Annotated in this window: 19 protein-coding genes; 11 read left to right on the top strand and 8 right to left on the bottom strand. The window is 53.3% G+C overall.

Translation table 11 applies throughout. The features are described from left to right. Nucleotides 1-3: 3 nt before the first annotated feature. Together ENI00_RS12665 and ENI00_RS12660 are read right to left on the bottom strand one after the other, a co-directional pair. Nucleotides 4-729, bottom strand: coding sequence for a HupE/UreJ family protein (locus tag ENI00_RS12665; protein WP_071262978.1), 726 nt, complete (start codon nt 727-729; stop codon nt 4-6). A gap of 73 nt (nt 730-802) precedes the next feature. After that, a complete protein-coding gene (locus ENI00_RS12660) occupies nt 803-1,129 on the bottom strand; it encodes a hypothetical protein (RefSeq protein WP_304102880.1) in 327 nt (108 codons plus the stop codon). A 272-nt stretch (nt 1,130-1,401) separates the two neighbouring features. Here ENI00_RS12660 and ENI00_RS12655 point away from each other — a divergent pair, with 272 nt between their 5' ends. The 5 genes from ENI00_RS12655 (at nt 1,402) to ENI00_RS12635 (ending at nt 5,724) form a co-directional block, all read left to right on the top strand. After that, nucleotides 1,402-1,680: a metal/formaldehyde-sensitive transcriptional repressor gene (locus ENI00_RS12655; protein WP_304102877.1), complete on the top strand. Its 279-nt coding sequence runs from the start codon at nt 1,402-1,404 to the stop codon at nt 1,678-1,680. A 37-nt stretch (nt 1,681-1,717) separates the two neighbouring features. Beyond that, nucleotides 1,718-2,665, top strand: coding sequence for a CDF family Co(II)/Ni(II) efflux transporter DmeF (gene dmeF / locus ENI00_RS12650; RefSeq protein WP_304102874.1), 948 nt, complete (start codon nt 1,718-1,720; stop codon nt 2,663-2,665). Nucleotides 2,666-2,824: 159 nt separating this feature from the next. Then, complete coding sequence (locus tag ENI00_RS12645) at nt 2,825-4,363, top strand: porin (protein WP_304102871.1); 1,539 nt, start codon at nt 2,825-2,827, stop codon at nt 4,361-4,363. Between the two features lie 69 nt (nt 4,364-4,432). Continuing rightward, a complete protein-coding gene (locus ENI00_RS12640) occupies nt 4,433-4,963 on the top strand; it encodes an FMN-binding protein (RefSeq protein WP_083394596.1) in 531 nt (176 codons plus the stop codon). A gap of 89 nt (nt 4,964-5,052) precedes the next feature. Continuing rightward, nucleotides 5,053-5,724: a hypothetical protein gene (locus ENI00_RS12635; protein WP_304102866.1), complete on the top strand. Its 672-nt coding sequence runs from the start codon at nt 5,053-5,055 to the stop codon at nt 5,722-5,724. Nucleotides 5,725-5,754: 30 nt separating this feature from the next. On the opposite strand, the gene ENI00_RS12630 is transcribed toward ENI00_RS12635, so the two are convergent. Continuing rightward, nucleotides 5,755-7,104 (bottom strand): sensor histidine kinase, encoded by a 1,350-nt coding sequence (locus tag ENI00_RS12630; protein WP_071262991.1) that lies wholly within the window; start codon nt 7,102-7,104, stop codon nt 5,755-5,757. A 118-nt stretch (nt 7,105-7,222) separates the two neighbouring features. Between ENI00_RS12630 and ENI00_RS12625 the strand changes: the two genes are divergently transcribed. The 6 genes from ENI00_RS12625 to ENI00_RS12600 all read left to right on the top strand — a co-directional run bounded on the left by ENI00_RS12625 (nt 7,223) and on the right by ENI00_RS12600 (nt 15,258). Beyond that, entirely contained in the window at nt 7,223-7,903 is a 681-nt protein-coding gene (locus ENI00_RS12625; protein ID WP_071262992.1) for a response regulator transcription factor, read from the top strand. 134 nt (nt 7,904-8,037) lie between these two features. Then, entirely contained in the window at nt 8,038-9,345 is a 1,308-nt protein-coding gene (locus ENI00_RS12620) for a TolC family protein (RefSeq protein WP_071262994.1), read from the top strand. 72 nt (nt 9,346-9,417) lie between these two features. Next, nucleotides 9,418-10,641, top strand: coding sequence for an efflux RND transporter periplasmic adaptor subunit (locus tag ENI00_RS12615; protein ID WP_071262996.1), 1,224 nt, complete (start codon nt 9,418-9,420; stop codon nt 10,639-10,641). An 11-nt stretch (nt 10,642-10,652) separates the two neighbouring features. Beyond that, nucleotides 10,653-13,757: an efflux RND transporter permease subunit gene (locus ENI00_RS12610; RefSeq protein WP_304102857.1), complete on the top strand. Its 3,105-nt coding sequence runs from the start codon at nt 10,653-10,655 to the stop codon at nt 13,755-13,757. A 14-nt stretch (nt 13,758-13,771) separates the two neighbouring features. After that, nucleotides 13,772-14,119, top strand: coding sequence for a P-II family nitrogen regulator (locus tag ENI00_RS12605; protein WP_304102854.1), 348 nt, complete (start codon nt 13,772-13,774; stop codon nt 14,117-14,119). A gap of 230 nt (nt 14,120-14,349) precedes the next feature. Then, the gene (locus tag ENI00_RS12600) at nt 14,350-15,258 is read left to right on the top strand and encodes a cation diffusion facilitator family transporter (protein WP_414674255.1); all 909 of its coding nucleotides are present in this window, start codon (nt 14,350-14,352) and stop codon (nt 15,256-15,258) included. 53 nt (nt 15,259-15,311) lie between these two features. Here the strand turns inward: ENI00_RS12600 and ENI00_RS12595 are convergent, their stop codons facing one another. The 5 genes from ENI00_RS12595 to ENI00_RS12575 form a co-directional block, all read right to left on the bottom strand. Continuing rightward, nucleotides 15,312-15,629, bottom strand: coding sequence for a c-type cytochrome (locus ENI00_RS12595; RefSeq protein ID WP_304102851.1), 318 nt, complete (start codon nt 15,627-15,629; stop codon nt 15,312-15,314). Nucleotides 15,630-15,726: 97 nt separating this feature from the next. Beyond that, nucleotides 15,727-16,956: a sulfite oxidase gene (locus ENI00_RS12590; RefSeq protein ID WP_304102848.1), complete on the bottom strand. Its 1,230-nt coding sequence runs from the start codon at nt 16,954-16,956 to the stop codon at nt 15,727-15,729. Nucleotides 16,957-17,063: 107 nt separating this feature from the next. Further along, a complete protein-coding gene (locus tag ENI00_RS12585; RefSeq protein WP_304102846.1) occupies nt 17,064-17,879 on the bottom strand; it encodes an anti-sigma factor family protein in 816 nt (271 codons plus the stop codon). Further along, entirely contained in the window at nt 17,876-18,454 is a 579-nt protein-coding gene (locus ENI00_RS12580; RefSeq protein WP_304102844.1) for an RNA polymerase sigma factor, read from the bottom strand. The genes ENI00_RS12585 and ENI00_RS12580 overlap by 4 nt, the downstream gene beginning before the upstream one ends. A gap of 91 nt (nt 18,455-18,545) precedes the next feature. After that, nucleotides 18,546-20,033 carry a c-type cytochrome gene (locus ENI00_RS12575; protein ID WP_304102841.1) on the bottom strand — a complete coding sequence of 496 codons (1,488 nt, stop codon included), beginning with the start codon at nt 20,031-20,033 and terminating at the stop codon, nt 18,546-18,548. Nucleotides 20,034-20,204: the final 171 nt, after the last annotated feature.

Raw genomic sequence — 20,204 nt, 5'->3', positions numbered from 1 at the left:
TCCTCAGGAAACGGTGTACAGACCGGTCAGTTGATAACCCATCAACATAAAGCCGGCACTCATAAGAAGAACGTTGGCGGCCAACGCCTGACGCGGGAAAAAGTCGGTTCTGCGCCAGAAATTCATAGCAATCAGAATAACGCTCAACGCCATCAGCTGACCGATCTCGACGCCCACATTGAACGCGAGGATGTTTGCCACCAGGCCATCTTCAGACAGCGTAAAGTCCTGAAGCTTGGTCGCCAGACCAAAGCCGTGGAAGAACCCGAAGATGAGAACGGCCGCTTTGGTGTTGGGTTGAAACCCGAACCAGCGCCGAAAAGCACCGAGGTTATCCATCGCCTTATAGACCACAGAAAATCCGATAATGGCATCGACCATGTAGGCGTTGACGTTGGTCTCGCTGAGCACGCCATACAAAAGCGTGACGCTGTGGCCAACGGCAAACAGGGTCACGTAGATGCCCACATCTTTCATTCGATACAGGAAGAAAATGACCCCCGCCAGGAACAGTAGGTGGTCATAACCGGTCACCATGTGCTTGGCACCGAGATAGATAAAGGGCAACAGCTGTGCCCCGCTGGCTTGCTCAATGAACAGGGCATCGCCTTCTTCAACGCCATGGGCAAAGAGCAGAGTGGAAAAGAACAGGCTGACGAAGGCAGTCGCAAAAAGCAAAAGCCCACGCCTGTCTACGCCGGAAAAGCGCAGTAACGGCAAAAATGACATCCGGTTATCTCCGAATTGTGAAATCAGAACGTGTGAACGGCGCTATCTATGGCGCCAAAATCCGATGTGGACTTCAGGCTTTCGGAGGGCGATACAGCGAGGACGCCTGCTCAGGCAGAGGCGACGGAGGTCTTTGCAATTCGGGCGCATCCCGCCCGGAAGGAAGTGGCATCGCTGCAATAGTCAAAGGCATATGGTTTTCAAACGCACCCATCACATGGAGCATCAAGTGGTCGCCGTCGGTCATCTCGACGGAATCGATATGAAGGTGATCAAGAGAAGAGTCGTGAAAATGCCCATGATTTTGAGCGAACTCGATCAAAGACAGGCTTTGGGAAGCCTGGTGAACGTTCTGATCCGAGGCCCACGCACCACGAAAAAGGATAAGCAATGACAGCACTGTGACTACCAAAATTGCTTTGCCAGTGACAGATTGGGTTTGGTTCAGAAACACAGACTCACTTATCAGTTGCTCAAATCAGGTTTGAAGACTATCCAAATACTGTATTCATTGCAAAAGTATGTTTTTGCTAAAGGAAGGCCGGGAAACGAGGTTAAAGCCAGGCTGGAGGCAATAGAGATGGTTGGTTATTTCTGGCTATTAATATACCCTAGCCCCCTATTGTATAATTCAGATTACTATCTATGAGTCACCCATGCTATGAGTCACCCATGAGCCATATCACTCAAAACAAACCCAAGTTGCTGGGACGCGTACGACGTATGCGTGGTCAAGTCGAAGCACTGGAACGTGCGATCGAGGCGGACAAAGGCTGCGCCGAGGTGCTACACCAGATCGCGGCTGTGCGCGGTGCCATGAATGGCCTCATGGCGGAAGTCATGGAAGATCATATTCAGATGCACGTCGCTCATCCCGACATCGAAAGCGACGCCGAGCGCAGCGAGGGGGCCGATGAACTGATCGACGTCATTCGCACTTACCTCAAGTAGGGTCGGCTAAAACTTATTCGGTCAGGAGCACTGACGCATGCACGAAGAACAAATGGCGCGATGGCATCACGGTCACACCTTTGGGCAAGACCAGAAACAGTCTGGCGAAAAGCGCACATTAATTGTGGTCGGGCTGACACTCGTAATGATGGTCTGGGAAATTGCGGCAGGCCTGATTTATGGGTCCATGGCACTGCTTGCAGACGGACTACACATGGGATCGCATGCGACGGCGCTGGGCATTGCTGCTTTTGCCTACGCGTATGCCAGGAAAAACGCCGCGAGCTCGCGCTTCAGCTTTGGTACCGGCAAAGTGAATGCGCTGGGAGGATTTACGGGCGCCGTACTCTTGGCCGGATTCGCACTCTTCATGGTGGTTGAAAGCATTGATCGCTTTATCCATCCGGTAACGATTTCGTTTGACGGCGCTATTTTCGTAGCGATCATCGGACTGATCGTCAACGGCGTGTCGGCATGGATTCTTGGAGACCACCATGACCACAGCCATGCCGACCATGAAAACGATTCACACCACTCTCATGACCACCACGACCACAACCGCCGTGCGGCCTATCTCCACGTGTTGGCTGATGCGCTCACCTCTGTTCTGGCCATCGTCGCCTTGCTTGCCGGCAAATACGCCGGTTGGAACTGGATGGACCCCGCCATGGGCATTGTTGGTGCTATTCTCATCACTCGCTGGTCCTGGGGATTGTTGCAGGCAACTTCGAGCGTATTGCTTGATCAGCAACAGACTGCTATCGAGCAGGACATAAAGCGTGTGGTGGAGTGCGGTGATACGCGGCTAAGTGACCTTCATGTGTGGTCGATTGGGCCGAATCTATACGCTGCTATTGCCGCGGTCGTTACCCATAACCCGCAGTCGCCCGGACATTATCGCGACCGCATCCGAACAAATAATTCGTCGCTCGTGCATGTGACCGTGGAAGTCGAGACCTGTCCATTGGATTCCGAGCTTTTTTAGTGCCTGATATCAATCACCTTAACAGTTATACATTGCCTGGGGTTTTATACTGAATATAAATTGTTATCGTTTACATTTATCAGCCAGGTCCGTAAACTCATGTCGTCTATCAGAGCCTCGGTATGGGCACCCACTTCAATGGATGACGGAGATATCATTGTGATTAAAAGAACGGCTTTTGTTTTCGGGCTGGCGGGAAGTTTGGCGACACCTATCGTTATTGCCGAAGAGGCTAGTAATAGCGATGAACAGTTGTGGCAGGTAATCGAAGAGCAGCAGAAGCGGATCGAGACCCTGGAAGATTCGATGAATTCGTCTGGCGAGTCCAAGGTTAGCGACAATGGCTCTGTGCAGTCTGGCGCAAGGGACTTTCATATAGGTGGATACGGTTCGATCCGCGCCGAATCAAACAACTTGGACGCCGACCAGGACACCTTTACTTTTCGACGTTTTGTTTTGACGGGCGACGGTAAAATTAACGACCGCCTTGAAGCTTACTTCGAGTTGGAATTTGAGCGGTTTGGCGCAATTGAGCTGGAAAAAGGAGCTTCGGCAGGGTCTGATGGTTTCTCTGCAGGACAGGCAATCGAAGGAACCAATGGCTCAGAAATATCGATGGAACAGGCCTGGGCAAGATATCGTATCAATGACAGCGTCAATCTGGACATGGGTGCCCTGCTTGTTCCTTTAGGCCGCTTTAATATCAATCATGATGACAATCAATGGAATTTGACTCGTCGTACTCTGGTAGACAGGGGTGCGCCCGTCTTGCCAAACAAGGCCGCATGGCCAGAACTGGGGCTGGGTTTTTCAGGACTGGTAGAAACCCGGGCGGGCCTGGTTGACTACCGACTTTACGCAGTAAACGGCGTCAACCTCGACTTCGAATTCGAGGGCGAAGTAGCAGCCGAACCTGCTGGCAACTCAACGATAGGTGTCACCAAATTTGAAGCTGGATTTGCCCCTTCCCGCGGCGGATTTTCCAACGATCTTAACGGCAATAAAGCCATTACTGGGCGGCTGGGCCTGTTGCCTGAACCGGGACAGGAATTCGCCGTTTCTGGATATTACGGACGCTATACGCCGGATTTCATGGACTCTGAGTCGGTGTGGTCAGTTGCCGTTGATGGGCTTCATACTTTTGGTGGGTTTGAATTTGAATACGAGGTTGTTCACACCGATTGGGGCAATATTGATGACGTTGCTGCCAGTTTCGCCCGTGCCGCTGTAGATAAAGAAGTGGAGGCAAAGATCAGTGCCGAAGGCGGTGAAACCACAGAAGTCGTTAGCGAAATCACGCTCGGCGGGCTCGCTGAAAGCCGCACAGGTTATTGGATAGAAGCTCGTTACCCATTCTGGCCGAAAGCATTGGACAATACCTTTCTAGGGCGTGGTTTCGGCAACCCCTCTCTTGAACCGACCGTTCGCATGGAGCAGGTTGTTGTTCGCAATAGGATAACCGGTATTGAGTTCTCCAATCGCCAGATCACCAACCTCGAAAAAGAGAAAAGCTCTATTGTTAATCGCGTCACCCTTGGCCTGGCCTATCGTCCGGTTCCAGACTGGGTGATTTCATTTGCCACGGAATACACTTGGACTGACGAACAGACACTGGCCGGTTTAACCAACTTTATTCCGGCTGGAGAAGATGAAGACAGTGTTCTAGCGTTCTCGACGGGCGTAGCATACACCTTTTAAAATGCCGTGTTGTCTGAGGCAGGCGCGTGTGCCGCGCCTGCCTCAGAATTCAATAATAAGGTTGTTCTCATGAGTTACCCGCTTGGGCGCGCCCACCTTTTGCTTGTACTCATTTTGCTGTCTGTTCCGATGCCCCTTCTGGCTGATGAGGTTTATAAAGAACCTCAGGTATTTTTGAGAGAATCGTTTGCCGGTGATATCCCGGAACCCGCCGCACTATGGATTGTGGGCGAAAAAAAGGCGGTTGCCGCAGATGTATTGGGGCATCCACCCGCCGCGTTGCGTGAACGATACTGGAAGCAAGGTTCACGGGTTGCCTGGATACTGGAGGAAGTTGGCAAAGCACGTCCGATTACTGTCGGTATATTGGTGGATAACAATGTCATTCGTAAACTGGACGTACTCGTGTACCGGGAGACGAGAGGATGGGAAGTTCGATACCCCGTTTTTACGAATCAGTTCAAAGGCGCGGAACTTGAGGGCGGCAAAACGCTCAACCAACCCGTAGACGGCATTACCGGTGCCACCTTGTCAGTCTACGCGCTCAAAAAATTGGCACGTTTAGCGCTCTATTACAGCCAGTTGGTTAATGACTCGTGATTTCGTTCACACGCTCCCGGCAAACCCGGCGCAAATTTTTACGCCTGTCGCATCGCTATATCGGTGTAGTTTCAGCTGTTTTCCTGATATTGATTGCAGCAACCGGCACTGCAATCAACCACTTGAAAGATGTTGGTATGGAAGACAGTGTTCTGACCTGGCCCCCACTTCTGAGATGGTACGGACTGAGTAACGGACCACAGGAAATTGTCAGCTTTAACACCGATAGTGGTGTGCTTGTGAGCTGGATGAACAGTCAGCTATTTCTTGGCAAGGAACCTCTACAGCTCGAACAAATCGTCGACAGTCCGCTTTTGGGTATTGTTGAAGGCCCGGGTTTTTTAGCAGCCGCGACGTCGGATTCGATAACCCTCTTGACTCGAACTGGCGTGCTGATTGATCGCCTTGGGCAAGAAAATTTGCCCGGCCGTATCCGGAAATTCGGTTCGAAAGCCGACTCTTTTTTTATTGACACGCCAAACGGACAATTCAGGACGACCTCGTCGTTTCTGAGCTGGACCCAGGCCCCATCTGTAAACGAGCAGGTTGCCTGGTCAAGTCAACGCCCAACACCTGCGGCGGTCAGAAAGCAGCTTCTTGATACCTATCAGGGCGGCGGCATTTCTTTGCAGCAGTTCCTGCTGGATCTCCATTCAGGGCGTATTTTGGGCATTGGGCCGTGGATATCTGACTTGTCAGCATTGGCCATTCTACTGCTAGCAATCTCAGGAATAATTAACTGGAGACGCCTCCCACGCTGATCCAGTCGCATGAGAACACCACCCCGGTGCTTATGGGAAGCGTCGCGCGTTTTCGCATTCCTCTACAGCTTGGCCGGGGAAAAGTACGTTTACCTGCAAGCCACCCAGCGAAGATTCAGAAAATTCCAGACGCCCCTCGTAACGATCCACAATTTCTTTAACGATACTCAACCCCAGCCCATACCCGCTGCCTTGTTCATCGAGCCGGACCCAACGCTCCAACAAGCGTTCCCGATCTTCTTCTTGTATTCCAGGACCGTCATCGCTGATCGATAAATTCAGGCCCTCAGTGGATGTACTAAGCGCAAGATCAACAGCAGATAACGACCATTTACCCGCATTTTCCAGTAGATTTCCCGCGACTTCACTGAAGTCTTGCTCATCGACCTGCCATTTTAACGGCACACCGGGCTTCGGGGAGAATCTGAACTGCTTTTGCGGGAACATTCGGCCAACCAGGTCCACCAGGTCCTCAGTCAGAACAACGACCTGTGTGCTACGACTTATCTGTGGGCCTGACACGTCCCCTCTCCTCATTTGAGAGTCAAGTGTTTTATGTAATGACCTCAACTGTTTTATCATATAGATACGATCATCGGGGCTGATGTGCGACGAATCCGCCTCGAGGACAGCAAGCACCGAGGCCAGCGGCGTTTTAACGCTGTGGGAGAGGTTGGCGATCGTTCTGCGGGAACGCTCAAGGCGGTCGTCCAGAGTTTCAAGCAAACGATTAAATCCGTTTACCAGGTCGGAAAATTCCTGAGGTACCGTATTGTGCAATCGAGCGCGCCTGCCGGAATGCAGATCAGCTAGATCATTGCGAACCCGGGATACCGGCGAAAGCGCAAGATGGACCGCCAGAAAAATCACACACCACAGAACAATCAAAAGCAAAACAGACAGAATGGCAATTGATACATGAACTCGTTCCCATCCGGCTAAGTGCGGTGTTTGTGTCTCAGCAACCACCAGCACAACAGGCAGGCGGTTTGTACGGAACGTACGCCGATAGCCTATCAGCGACCGCTGACCCGACTTGATGTAGACAACTCCGGGGGTCTTTTCAGAGAGCAACGGGCTCATTATCTCTTTATCAACGCCAGCAGAAAAATACAGCGTCTGCCCTATTCTGAACGCAAATGCATGCTGAAAAACAAACTCGAGGCTCTCAATGCTCTTTATGGCCCTTACTGTGTCAGGGTAAGAGTTTGTTAACAGATTCTGAAGCTGGTCGGACTCCTGCGCCAACATGTCTTGCCTCACATCGCGTGAAAACTGCTCCAGCAAGGCTTCATGACCAAACCAGACCGCCAGCATGACAAGAAAACTCAACGGCATAAGCGAGGCCAGCAATCCCAGACGAATGGAACGTCGAAACAATCAATATCTCCCGGTAATACTCTGATGTCGAAAACGACTTTCATGTAGCATCAACTGAATACGTTCCTATTATTGCAGCAAATAACTTTGATGCCTATTTTCCCTTTTGGAGGCTGTAATGAGATTACTGCTGGTAGAAGACGAGGTGGTTTTCGCTGAAAAACTGATGGGGCAGCTCGAGCAGGCGGGGTACGCTGTTGATCATGCAGCCACGGCTCACGCTGCGGAAGTACTGTTTCAGTCGGAAGCCTACCGCGTGGCAATTCTTGATATCGGCCTCCCTGTGACCGATGGCCTCACCCTGCTACGCAGGTGGCGTCTTGAGAACCGCCAAGAACCAGTACTGCTACTAACAGCCCGATCAAAATGGATGGAACGGGTCGAAGGTCTTCGCGCTGGTGCCGATGATTATCTTCCCAAGCCCTTTCATTTTGAAGAGCTTGTGGCAAGGCTTGAGGTTATTGTGCGACGTTCCGAGGGGCGAGTATCGTCACAGATATCGGCCTATGGTTTTACACTCAACGATGAAACCCGGTCTTTGGAGTGTCCTGAAGGCACCAGTTACACCTTGACAGCAACCGAGTATCGGTTACTGCGCTGCTTTATGGCCCGTCCTGGGCGCGTGTTCTCGATAGAGGAACTTATCGACGAACTGTATAACATTGATCGCAGTCCGACATTGAACGTGATTCAGGTCTACATAACTCGTTTAAGAAAAATGGTCGGTAAGGAGTATATCCGCTCGCTGAGGGGCCAAGGCTATTATTTTTCCGGGCCGGATAACGCCGTACGGAAATAGGCTGGTCGCATTCAAGTCTTTCCGGTTACCTGCCTGAATGTTCAAGTTTAATTAAGTTTCGTCGGTTAAAGTTTCGCTTCTGCTAACCCTCGGTATCTGGGTGAAATTTTTAATCTGTGACGGAATATAAGTCTATGAGGCGAACCTCAAAACGATTTTTCCCCATGCTCGCTATTGCGTTAGCAGGCCTGGTGTCTTTTCCAGTGGCAGCGCAGAACAGCGTTTCCCTGAAAGCGTACAAAGCCAGCCAGCCGTCGTTAACATTAACTCTCAATGAAGCGATTGCAAAAGCTTACAACAACAATCCGGCACTCGCCGGGCAAAAAGCGCGCATTGGCATGTTCACGGGGGATGTTCAGCACGCCCGCCGCATTGTTCCCAGCAACCCCGAGTTAGAACTCAGCGGCGGTCGCCGGTCAAATAGATCACAAACCTCAACTGATTATGGAATTCGCCTGTCCCAGGAATTCTGGACCGCGGGCAAAGCTGATTTGAGCGAGAAAGTCGCCAGCGGACAGTTGTCCTCGGCCGAACTCGAGTATGACTTCCTGAGACGGGCAATCGGTGCCCGGGTGCGGGCGGCCTTTTTCGATATTCTTCTGGCGAGAGAGTCCCTTGAGACAGCAAAGCGAACCATCGACCTTATGTCCAGAACTCGTGAACTGATGCGTATTTCGGTAAATCAGGGTAAGCGAACACGGCTTGAGTTGAATACCGCGGTTATTGGGTTTGCCCGCGCCAAAAATCAGGAGGCCGCCGCACAGAGACAGCTTGAAGAATCACGATTAGCCTTAAGTGAAGTGCTTGGCGTTGACCCTCAGGAACCCATACGGGTGGACGGCAATATCTCACTGGACTTCGAAAGCTTGCCCCCGGAAAACCAGTTAGTAGAGCTTGCGTTAAGTCGCAGAACCGACTTGCAGGCCGCCATGGCACTTGTCAGCTCGGCAGAATCAGGTCTTGATCTGGCGCAGAATCAGACAATACCTAATTTGCGAGTGTTTGGTTTTTTTGACCGCGAAGAGGGCAGCAACATCATTGGCGGTGGTATTTCAGTGCCCCTGCCAACCGTTCACCGATTCGGTGGCGAGGTGAAGCGCGCGAGTGCAGAACTTAAAGCCGCCGAAGTCAGATCCGAGCAATTGCGTCTCAGTATTAAAATCGGCGTCTTGAGAGCGCAGGCAAAATACCGTGCAGCCACAGCCCAACTTGAACAGATGAGCGCCTCTATCCTCAAACGGTCAGAGGAAACGCTTGAACTGATGCAGACAGCATTTCGTGCCGGCAAGGTCGGTACAACCGATGTCCTTGCCGCCCAGAATAGTTTGATCTCCGTACGCAATGAGTACATCGAGGCCCAAAGTGATTACATCGCGTCGGTAAAGGCGCTCGAAATCAGCACCGGCGGTGGCATTGTCATGGCCTCCGGCAGCGGCCAGTGACGTTTGCAGATATCAGGAGCCACCAGCCAAACCCCCTTTCCGACCGTATCCATTTCAACTGAGAGTTAAAGTATGTTGCAGATAACCCGGGCTTTTCCGTTAACTCTGTTTGCCGCTACCCTTCTTTTTTCTGGCGTGCCTGCGGCCCAGGAGGTAGACAATGAGGGCAGCGCAGAAGCGTCCCATCAAGGTGAAAGCAAGCACGGCAATGAGAAAGTAAACCAACAAGAACAACGTGAAGAAGAGGGGGCGGTACATCTGACGGAAGCTCAGCAAAACCTTCTGGATATTAACGTTTCGCCCGCCTCGTCAGGTCGTGCGAACGAGACGGTCAGAGCCCCCGTGGAAATTATGTTTGTGCCGGATCTCGTCGCGAAGGTTGGCCCGCTTCTTGAGGCAAAAGTGTCAGAAATCCTGGTAGATCTTGGTGACAAAGTCTCCAAAGGCGACACCATCGCAACGCTCAATAGTGTGGCTCTGGCAAAAGTACGGGCGCGCATGCAGTCATTGACCGCAAGAAAAGCGGCGGCCGAGGCCGAGTACAAACGTGAACGATCACTGCAGAACCAGGGCATATCCAGTGAAGAAGAGTTTCTCTCAGCCAAAGCCCGTTTTCTGACTATGTCCGCCGAGCTGAATGCCGCCAGGGAGGAGTTGAAGGCTTACGGCGTATCGTCAGCAGAATCCGACACAGCGAGTCTGGCCAGCTATGCCCTTAAATCGCCAATCAACGGTGTGCTTGAAAAAAAGGATGTGATGATCGGGCAAACTTTATCATCTTCCGACACGCCTTTTATGGTTGTTAACAATCGGAAAGTCTGGGCCATGATCAGGGTGTCAGAGTCTGCTATCGGTCAGTTGGCGCTCGGGGACACGGTTAGAATCCAGTTACAGCCCGGCGCATCCCGCGCCTATAACGGCCAGATTTCCTGGATATCCACACAGTTGGACGAAACCAGTCGCACCGTTCTGGCGCGAGCGGAAATTGACACACCTGAAGGCTATTTGCGGCCCGGTATGTTTGGCACGGCGGTTATGTCGGCTCAAACCAATGGGGCGTTACCGCTGGTTCCACGAGACGCTGTTCAGACCGTTGAAGGGCGCGATGTTGTGTTTGTGCCCGGCGAAGAGCAAGGCGAGTACAAGGCGACCCCCGTCAGGATCGGGACCGAAGCAAACGGATGGATTGAAATTCGTAGCGGTCTTCGTAGCGGCCAGCCTGTCGTCGCGAAAGGCGCTTTTGATCTCATGTCCGCGCTCACTGCCAAGAATCGTAGCGCCAGCCACGGCCACTAAGGTTTCGATATATGATAAACGCTCTTGTTAATTACGCCCTGGCTAATCGGCTATTGGTGATCGTCTTTGTGATTGGCGTTGCGCTGGCCGGGTATTTTTCGTTCAACAAACTACCGGTTGATGCCTTTCCCGATGCAACGCCGACGATGGTTCAGATTTTCACCACAAGTCCCGGTCTTTCACCTGTTGATGTTGAGACGCTTATTTCCTATCCCGTGGAAGTAAGCATGTATGGGATTCCTGGACTTGAGAGAGTTCAAAGCACTTCCATTTTCGGGCTTTCACGGGTTTCCGTTTACTTTGAAGATGGCACGGACATCTATTTTGCGCGGCGCCTGGTCATGGAACGGCTTGATGAGGCCGTCCGACAGATACCGGCGGGAATGGGCGAACCCGAACTTGGCCCTATCAGCACCGGCCTCGGTCGCATCATGATGTATTCGCTGGTTCAAGAAGAGGGAGCCGATTTTTCGCTGGAAGAGATGCGGACGATTCAGGACTGGATCATAAAGCCCCAGCTCAAAACTGTTCCGGGCGTCACCGGTGTGCTGTCTATCGGTGGCGAAGTAAAACAGTACCAGGTCAACCTTGACGCCCGCGCGTTGCAGGCCCGTGGTCTCACCGTGACAGACGCTCGGGAGGCCATTGTCGCGAGCAACAGGAATGTCGGTGCCTCCTTTATTACCCGCGGCGGTGAAGAATACATTGTGCGCGGCTATGGCTGGGTCAGCCCCGGTGAAAAAGGGCTTGAGGATTTGCGGCAAACACTGGTCGCAGAACGGGAAGGCACACCGGTTTATCTCAATGACGTGGCTGACATTGAGCTGGGGCCGGCAATACGTCGCGGTGCTGAAATATCGTTAGGCGAGGAATCCGTCGGTGGTTACATCATGAAGCTGATCGATACCAATACCAGCCAGGTTCTTCGGGACACCGACACCAAAATAGCGGCGCTCAATCAATCCCTGCCGAAAGGACTGTCAATAAAACCGTACTATTCCCAGGCAACGCTGGTGGAAAAAGCCATCGGTACCGTAGAAAAGGCATTGCTTGAGGGCATAGCGCTTGTTGTCATCTTTCTGTATCTGTTTCTTGGAAATCTGCGCTCGACTCTTATTGTCGTGGCTACCCTACCCCTTTCAGTTCTGGTGGCATTCATTGGCATGAGGTTCGCGGGTTTGTCCGCCAACCTGATGAGCCTGGGTGGGCTGGCGATTGGCATTGGCATGATGGTGGACGGTGCCGTGGTGATGATCGAGAATATTTTCCGTCATCTTGAGGAGCGTTCGGAAGAAAACGTCAGCATGATACGTCTGGTGGGTGAAGCGGCCCGGGAGGTCGCCCGGCCGATTGTATTCGGCATCGGCATCATCATTATTGTTTTTCTGCCGCTGTTCACGCTGGAAGGCGTTGAAGGCAAGCTGTTCTCACCGATGGCTTATGCAATCTGCTTCGCCCTTCTGGGTTCGCTCATACTGGCACTGACGGTGGTGCCGGTACTGAGTTCGCTGGCGTTCAAGATGGGCATCAAGCACAAAGAGCCCCGCCTGGTTGGATGGTTGAGCGCGGCTTATCGGCCCATCCTGCGAAACGTTGTTAAAACACCCAAACTGGTCATGGGGATAGCGCTTGTCCTGTTTTTGGGAAGTTTGACCCTGTTCCCCTTCTTGGGCAGCGAGTTCGTACCCACCTTGCGGGAGGGCAACTTCCAGATTCGTTCAACATTACCACCCGGCGCGAGCCTGGACTCGGCAATAAGCTACAGCAAAAAAATCCAGGAAGTGCTGGGTGATTTCCCCGAAATTACCGGTAGTTATGCTCGCGTCGGTCGCGCAGAAGTGGGCGGCGATCCGGAACCGGTCAACGTGGTTGCTACCATGGTGGTTCTGAAACCCCTTGATGAGTGGCGGTCAGACATCAGCTACGAGGAATTGCAAAGCCAGATTGCAGAAGCGGTAAATGATCAGATACCCGGCCTTGCCAACAATATTTCCCAACCTATCCAGTTGCGTACCGACGAGCTCTTGTCTGGCGTTCAGGCGCAGCTGGTTGCGAGCGTTTTCGGTGACGATCTGAAAAAGCTTGGTGATATTGGCAAAGAAATTGCCGCCCTCGCCCGCCAGGTTCCCGGCGCAACGGATGTTCGCACTCAGCAACTAGCCGGCAAAAAGCAGATTGTCATTCGCCCGGACCGTGATGCATTGGCGCAATACGGTATCAGTGTGAACGACGTGATGAATACGGTTGAAACCGGCATCGGTGGTCAGGCAGCGGGCCTTGTGTTCGATGGTGTGCGCCGCTTCGAGATTTTTGCCCGCTTGCAGGAAGAATCCCGTGGTTCCATTGATGCGATCCGGAACATGCCGATGCGCGGTGCAAAAGGAGAAATGATTCCGTTGTCACGTATTGCCAGCGTGGAGACCTACTCCGGGCCGAAAAAGATCTCACGTTCCAATGCCAGTCGTCGGCTGTATGTGCAAATGAACGTGCGCGGTCGCGACATGGGCAGCGTGGTGGCAGACCTTAAGCAGCGAATCGCTGAGGAGATGGAAATGCCACCGGGTTATTTTGTGGAATTCGGTGGTCAGTTCGAAAATCAGCAGCGAGCCATGGCCCGTTTGCAAATCGTCGTGCCCATCACCCTTGGCCTCATTTTCCTGCTGTTGTTCTCCGCATTCAGCAGCCTGCGTTACGCCAGCCTGATATTCCTCAACGTTCCGTTTGCGATCACTGGCGGGGTTGTCGCGCTGTTTGTCAGCGGTCTTTACCTGTCCGTGCCGGCAGCGGTTGGTTTTATCGCAGTATTTGGCGTCGCAGTGCTCAATGGCGTGGTGATGGTGAGTTATATCAACCAGCTTCGGGATGAGGGCTATGAGGTTATTGAAGCGGTCAAACTCGGTGCCGAGCGACGTTTGCGACCGGTTCTGATGACCGCAACCGTTGCCATTCTCGGGCTGATACCTCTGTTGCTGGCGGACGGCATTGGCTCCAATGTGCAACGCCCACTTGCCACTGTGGTTGTCGGGGGGCTGATCACGTCAACCCTGCTGACACTGTTGGTGTTGCCGAGTATCTACCGGTGGTTCGCTGCCGAACGTAACGATGTTGAAGTCTGACGAGGAGATGAGCCATGTATGAGATCAAAGCCTACGTACGTGAAACAATGGCTGAGCACGTCATCGATGGATTGGCGGAGGTGCCAGGGGTTACCAGTATTGCTGTGGTCCCATTGAGCGAATTCGGGCATTCAACGGCGGGCGGCGGAAACCACCTTGCAAAAGTACGCATGGTCAAGCTTGAAGTGGATGTGGCTGACGAAGCATCGGCATGGGAAGTTTCAGGCGTAATCGTTGAGAAGGCCCGCACTCAGGACGGGCACCCCGGTGATGGCAAGGTACTTGTTTCCCGGTTGGTGAGGGCTATTCGCATTGAAGACGGGGTTGTTGACGAGGAGGCACTGTCCCGTCCAGGTAGTTAGCCGGCAATAACCGGGCTAGTGGACCATTCCAGGTGGCCGGGCTGACAGCGGTCGGCCCTGCAGTGTTGATGGCGACAAGGCCTCGGAAGTGGTCAACAAAACGCTTCAGTCCAAGCCCAAAATGCGACCCATTGGTCTACAACCTTGATGGCCAATGACAAGCTATGCCCGCCGCCCCAGCAGTTCTGGGGAGCTCCTTCTTCTACCAAGCACCAAACGAGGTTGATCCCGTGAGTCACGAACATGTTCATATGCCCCCCGAGACCAAGGACAAACGCGTTGCTATAGCCATCTGGGCGAACGGCATACTGACTCTGGCCCAGGTTGGAGGGGGTATCTTTGCTGGCAGCCTGGCCCTGATCGCCGACGCCTTGCATAACTTTTCAGACATGGCAGCGCTCGTTATAGCCTTTGCGGCTCGAAAAATTGCGCGCCGCCCGGCTGACTCAAAGATGACCTTTGGCTACGGACGAATTGAGGTCGTTGCGGCCCTCATAAATTACACCACTTTGATAATTATCGGGCTCTACCTGGTCTATGAAGGTGGCATGCGGATAATCGACCCTCCGCAAATCAAGGGCTGGTGGGTAGTCTGGCTTGGCGGTATCGCCCTGGCAGTGGATGCATTGACAGCTTTGCTTACGTACTCGATGCAGAAGGGCAGCGTCAACATCCGCGCGCTGTTTCTTCACAATCTTTCCGACGCACTCGCTTCGGTCGCCGTGATCATTGGCGGGATACTTATTCTGCTCTACGACCTGCGGTGGGTTGATCCTGCAATCACCATAGGTATCGCAGGCTACATTCTCTACCTGGGTCTTACAGAAATCGGTGGGACCATCAGAACACTCATGCTGGGTAGCCCTGTGGATATCGATACAGATGCTGTAATACTGGCCCTGTCAAATATCGAAGGTGTGATTGACCTTCATCATGTGCATTTTTGGCAGATGGGAGAACACGATGCGTCGCTGGACGCTCATGTAGTTATCGAGAAAAGCGCATGGGATCAGCTTGAGAGCACCAAGTACAGGATAAAACAGGCTCTGGAGCAGGAATTCAACATAAGTCATTCGACACTGGAGTTCGAACATCCCGACCATATTCACAAGGATGCCCATACTTATGGGCACGGTTAAATTTCTGATACCGGCTCTGCCCTAATCCCATATCCAGCGTTGTGCGCTGCGCACTACTTCGACGTCGCCTTCTCAACGTAATACGCCACGGCTTTGATCTGCTCTTCAGACAGTGAACCGTCAAATGCAGGCATGATGCCCACACCGCCACTCACGGCGTTGACCACTTGATCGGCGCTGGGTTTGAGTTCATCCAGGTTGGGGCCAATTGCACCAGCAGATCCTGCGTCGTTCAGTGTGTGGCAGATGGTGCAAGACGGTTGCGCCTGTTCCAGAAAGACTTTCTTACCGGCATCAAACTGCTCATCCGCCAGAGCGGAACCGATGGTTAGCAGGCAGGCAGCAAGCGCAAGGGGAGCTCGTAACGTCATAATACTATCCTCGATAGAATGGTACTTGGTATTTTCGCGGTAATCCAAGAGCTGTCGCAGCGGCCCGTCGTTGTAGCGACCGCTGAGTGGTTTTCGGTTAGCCGACTGTGACACTCACGCCATGATCCTTCCAACTGGCGTTGCCGTAACCGCGCTCATTTTCAGTTCGGTTGGGTGGCTGGGTGTTGCCTTCGCTATCGGTGGCCCGGCTAACAATGCGGTACTCGCCCGGAGACAGATCGGTTGCAAGCACAAAAGGCCGCCAGGCGTAGCGCCCCATATCCGGACCCAGGAAGCGGGCCTGTTTCCAGGTTTTGCCACCATCGATGGACACATCGACTTTTGCGACCGCGTTAATGCCGCCAAAGGCTACGCCGTGAATCATGTTGCGGCCCTTGTTTGTATTCGACAGCGGGGCTGTCACCCAGGATTTAACGGGCATCTCCCACATGGACGGCTGCCCTGGCGCACCCTTATCACCAATGGGGCGAATGCGATAACCGGAGGTCTGAATTTTGGCTTCGGATTGATCTTCGGTAAACGCAACCTGCTCTACGTACTTGACGTTGTTAACACCATAATAGCCAGGCATCACCATCCGAAGCGGGCCGCCGTGGGCCAGAGGCATGGGGTCATCGTTCATTTCCCACGCCAGCAGGGCCTGATCAAGGGCCCGGGTCGGCACCGAGCGCTCAACCTGGATGGTCTTGGGATCGAGGCCCGCAGGCAGTGATTCACCACCGGTACTGGTTATGTAATTCATACCCGCCTTTACACCACCAAGCTTCTCAACAACATCCCGCAACCGCACACCGGTCCACACAATACAGCCAGCAGCTCCCGTGCCCCATTGGGTACCACCGGGGCCATGCTCGAAAAAAGCGCGACCGTTACCAGAGCATTGCAGCACCGTCGTTACCGTTTCAATACCCATGTCTTTCAGGTCTGCGATCGTCAGAGTTTTTGGGTTGTTGACGCCCTTGATACTGACTTTCCAGGCATCGCGGTCAGCCACGATCTGCTCGTTCGGTGCAGGCAGATTGTTGCGCACATACAACTTGTCGCTGGGCGTAACCACGCCGCTACCAATAGCACCTCGTTCGGTTTCAATGGTATTGGCGCTGTGGACAATCACTTCGTTGGCGTTTTTCCATTTGACGTAATCAGGCAATGTTTTGGGTTCTTCCGCCCTGGTAAGCGGCGAAAACCCCAATAAACTCACTGACGCCATGGCGCCGGCACTACCGAGCAGCAGGCGTCGGCGGCTGAGCTGGATCGGCTCTGCCTGAACGTCGGTATTACTTGGGTACTGATCTGATAAGGACATGACTCTTCTCCTTGTTGTTGGCCTTTCCGGGCCCCTCGCCTTAGGCACCACACGATACATCCATGCGTCAGTTTAGATGCTGGATGTAAAATAATCACGTTTACTGTCTAGATAGATTCTAACTCCAAATCACTGGTTGCTGGCATGGCATTCGCTGGCCCGACAACCAGTAAACCGGATTCCTTCATCGGGATGGCCAGCACCTCCAGCTGGTTTTCGCGAGTACGGTAGTCGCCCATGGTGGCCATCGCCTTCCGCACGTCTGGATTCCTGAACAGAACCTGTTCCGAAATCCGGTACTGAATCACCAGGCTGTTGCCCCGTCGCATGGCAAAGGCCTCAGCGGGTTCGCCGCCCACGGTGGTGTGCCAGGAGGCTAGTAAGCGACCGCCTGCCAGCTTGGCTGGAACTGATGAGTCAGTGGTATTTCCCAGCGCAGGAAGGTCCGTGAGGGCCACCTTTTGATAGTCTGCCAAGGCATCACTCACCATCGGGATGTGGCCTTGACTCATAACACCCACGTCGGGCAGCCACAGTACTCCGGCAAGCACCAGTGCCACGGCCCATCCTCCGGCACCAACCGCCGCAGGGCGGTATAAGCCGGTCAGCCATTGTCTGAGATTAAATCTGGATGTCGTACTGCGCGCTTGTTCAGAATGATCCGGCGCGTTTGCAAGCGCGTTATCAAGTTGCTTATGCAGCTCGATCGGCATGCGGGTTGTCGGCATATCATGAAATCGTCTGCTCGTGGCCTTCTGACGGGCAACGTCCGCACGACAGGCTTCACAGCCTACCAGGTGCGCCTCCACTATGGCCGTGTGATGCTCATTCAGTTCGCCATCCACGTAACCTGCCAGCCAGTCCTGCAGCTCGAGGTGGAGTTCAGAGAAGCGCCCGGCCTCTGTTTTGTCGAGGTCATTCATGTGGATTTACCGCCGTGTATAGAGGTTGCTGCTAATCCATCCCCGGATTCCGTCCTGATGAGGAGGTTGGCCAAAAGCCGCCGACCTCTTGATAACCGACTCATGACCGTACCCTGTGCAATGTTCAGAACCTGCCCAATCTCCTGATAATTCAGCCCTTCGATATCCCGCAACAAAACAACTTGACGGAAATTGTCCGGTAGCGCCTGCATCGCTTTCATAAGTTGTTCATTGCTTTGGGTTTGCACGGTTTGTTCGAAAGGTCCGGCGGACGTGCAGGCCTGCTCCTGCAAAAATGCGTCACCGGTGGTAAGCATAGGTGCCAATTGATCTCGCCGTGCGCTACGCCGAACGTCATCAGCCACTACCCGATTCAGGATTTTCAGTAGCCACGCATAGATCGCACCTTGTTCCGCAAGCTGGCCAAAATCTCGCCACGCCCGGAGCAGCGTCTCCTGTGTCCAGTCTTCAGCCGCCTCCCGCGACCGGGCCTGGCGCTGCGCAACACCGAACAGCCGATCCCGCCAGGGGCGAGTCAGGGCGTCGAACTGCTGTTTGCTCCGGGCGTTGCGCATCCACAGTGCCTTATCAGGAGTGCTTTATTGGGCTAGCCATTAACCAAAGACGTCACCAGCTTTCACTTTATTCCCAACCGGCAGTCTTTTTTTAAGGGTTGCCGGGTACTGCAAGCCAGAATGGAAACTTCCCGTCAACGGGCTCCTGGCGAACGACCTTCAGCGACTCCATGTCAATAATGGTGATCATATTGTCTGCTGTCACAGACGTATACAGGTAACGGCCATCGGCGCTGGCCCGCACACCATGGGGTCCGGTTCCTACATCGAGATTGGCAACAATTGCGAGGCTGTCAGCATCAATCACCGTCACCTGAGACGCGGAGATGGCGCCCGTGGCCACATAACGGCTGTTGGGAATCACATCGATGCCACCGTGACCCGCGCCAACCTTGAACACCTTGAGAACCTTCTCGCTGTCCAGATCAAGAACGCCCACATGGCCGATGAAGTCACGAATCCATAAACGATGCCCGTCACCGGAAATATCAATATTATGGGGGGTTTCCAGCCCCGGTGTCGGTATCTCTCGCTGTTTGGTGAGCGTTTCCATATCCACCACGGCTAACGCACCCCCGCCCTGCAAGGTGACATAAGCGAGGCTGCCGTTCGTATTGAAAATGAGGTTGTGAGGCGTGTCACCCACACTGATTTTTTTGACCAGTGCCAGCGTTTCCATATCAATGACCGCAACGATCCCCTGGTTGGGCGCTACCGCAAGGCCGTAACGCCCATCTGGTGATATCTTGACACCCTGCGCCACCTCGCCAATCGAAATACTGCCTTCGATTTCGCCGTTATTCGTGTCCATAACGTACACATTGCCGGTCTTGAACCCCGACACTATGAGCTGTTTCCCGTCCGGACTCAGGGCATCGTAGTGAGCACCCTCAACCCCGGGCCAGGATGATTTTGAAGGAAAGCGCTCAACAACTCCGGTTTTCTGGACTGCGGCATAGATCGGTTTCGGTATAGCCTGTTCAAGTGATACTTCCGACGCCATGTGGGTGGCGTCTGATGCTGCCACACTTTGAGAGGTGGGCGATGACAACGCCGAACCCTGCCCTTGGTTCCCCAGGACCACCTGGCGCAACTGATAGACATCTTTACCGGAGAGGTCCTTACCTGAGATCGCTTTCACCTCATCGGCAGAGTAAGGGCGAAATTCGCCGGAAAGACGTGCTTTATTGCCAAACCCTGTCACCACATAATTCAGGACATCCGCGATTTGCTGGTCGCTGAGCGATCCACCCCAAGCAGGCATATTGCCGTTATACGATGTCCCCTCTACATCAATCGCGCCAGTCAGGCCGTATTGCAGCACATGGACCAGATAGTCTCGCCCGCCCACACCGCCACTGGCATTGAAGACGTTTGCAGTGTGATCCTTCTGAGGCGGAAACGATCCGGGAATTCCCTGCCCTTCAGCCTGATGACAGGCGGCACATTGCTGGTTATAGACCTGTTTTCCCCGGGCAATACTGTCTTCTCCCGGTGCCGCTATGGCGCCATTAGCGCCGTAGAAAAGACCTATTGAAAGCACAAGTTTTGATATCTGCAAGATACGTTGGTTTATCATTGTTAGAGTCCTGATTCACATGTGGAACCATGAAGCATTTAGTCCATGACGGCCGGTGCTCTCCATTCGTAGCCTATATGCCGCGCAAGCTTCACGGGGTCTGTAAAAATATTTACGGTCTCTTATCAAGACGTCACCACTGCCCGATTTATTCCCCCAATTGAAATTTAT

The organism is Marinobacter antarcticus, from assembly GCF_011049865.1.
In the GTDB taxonomy this organism is placed as follows: domain Bacteria; phylum Pseudomonadota; class Gammaproteobacteria; order Pseudomonadales; family Oleiphilaceae; genus Marinobacter; species Marinobacter antarcticus_A.
Note: the sequence above shows the minus strand (reverse complement) of the source record. Positions and strands in the feature narration are given on the sequence as shown.

Excerpts from the sequence above, each read along its gene's own strand:
- ENI00_RS12665 (WP_071262978.1), bottom strand. The coding sequence starts at position 729 with ATGTCATTTTTGCCGTTACTGCGCTTTTCCGGCGTAGACAGGCGTGGG.
- ENI00_RS12655 (WP_304102877.1), top strand. The coding sequence starts at position 1,402 with ATGAGCCATATCACTCAAAACAAACCCAAGTTGCTGGGACGCGTACGA.
- dmeF (WP_304102874.1), top strand. The coding sequence starts at position 1,718 with ATGCACGAAGAACAAATGGCGCGATGGCATCACGGTCACACCTTTGGG.
- ENI00_RS12640 (WP_083394596.1), top strand. The coding sequence starts at position 4,433 with ATGAGTTACCCGCTTGGGCGCGCCCACCTTTTGCTTGTACTCATTTTG.
- ENI00_RS12625 (WP_071262992.1), top strand. The coding sequence starts at position 7,223 with ATGAGATTACTGCTGGTAGAAGACGAGGTGGTTTTCGCTGAAAAACTG.
- ENI00_RS12620 (WP_071262994.1), top strand. The coding sequence starts at position 8,038 with ATGAGGCGAACCTCAAAACGATTTTTCCCCATGCTCGCTATTGCGTTA.
- ENI00_RS12615 (WP_071262996.1), top strand. The coding sequence starts at position 9,418 with ATGTTGCAGATAACCCGGGCTTTTCCGTTAACTCTGTTTGCCGCTACC.
- ENI00_RS12610 (WP_304102857.1), top strand. The coding sequence starts at position 10,653 with ATGATAAACGCTCTTGTTAATTACGCCCTGGCTAATCGGCTATTGGTG.
- ENI00_RS12605 (WP_304102854.1), top strand. The coding sequence starts at position 13,772 with ATGTATGAGATCAAAGCCTACGTACGTGAAACAATGGCTGAGCACGTC.
- ENI00_RS12595 (WP_304102851.1), bottom strand. The coding sequence starts at position 15,629 with ATGACGTTACGAGCTCCCCTTGCGCTTGCTGCCTGCCTGCTAACCATC.
- ENI00_RS12590 (WP_304102848.1), bottom strand. The coding sequence starts at position 16,956 with ATGTCCTTATCAGATCAGTACCCAAGTAATACCGACGTTCAGGCAGAG.
- ENI00_RS12585 (WP_304102846.1), bottom strand. The coding sequence starts at position 17,879 with ATGAATGACCTCGACAAAACAGAGGCCGGGCGCTTCTCTGAACTCCAC.
- ENI00_RS12580 (WP_304102844.1), bottom strand. The coding sequence starts at position 18,454 with ATGCGCAACGCCCGGAGCAAACAGCAGTTCGACGCCCTGACTCGCCCC.
- ENI00_RS12575 (WP_304102841.1), bottom strand. The coding sequence starts at position 20,033 with ATGATAAACCAACGTATCTTGCAGATATCAAAACTTGTGCTTTCAATA.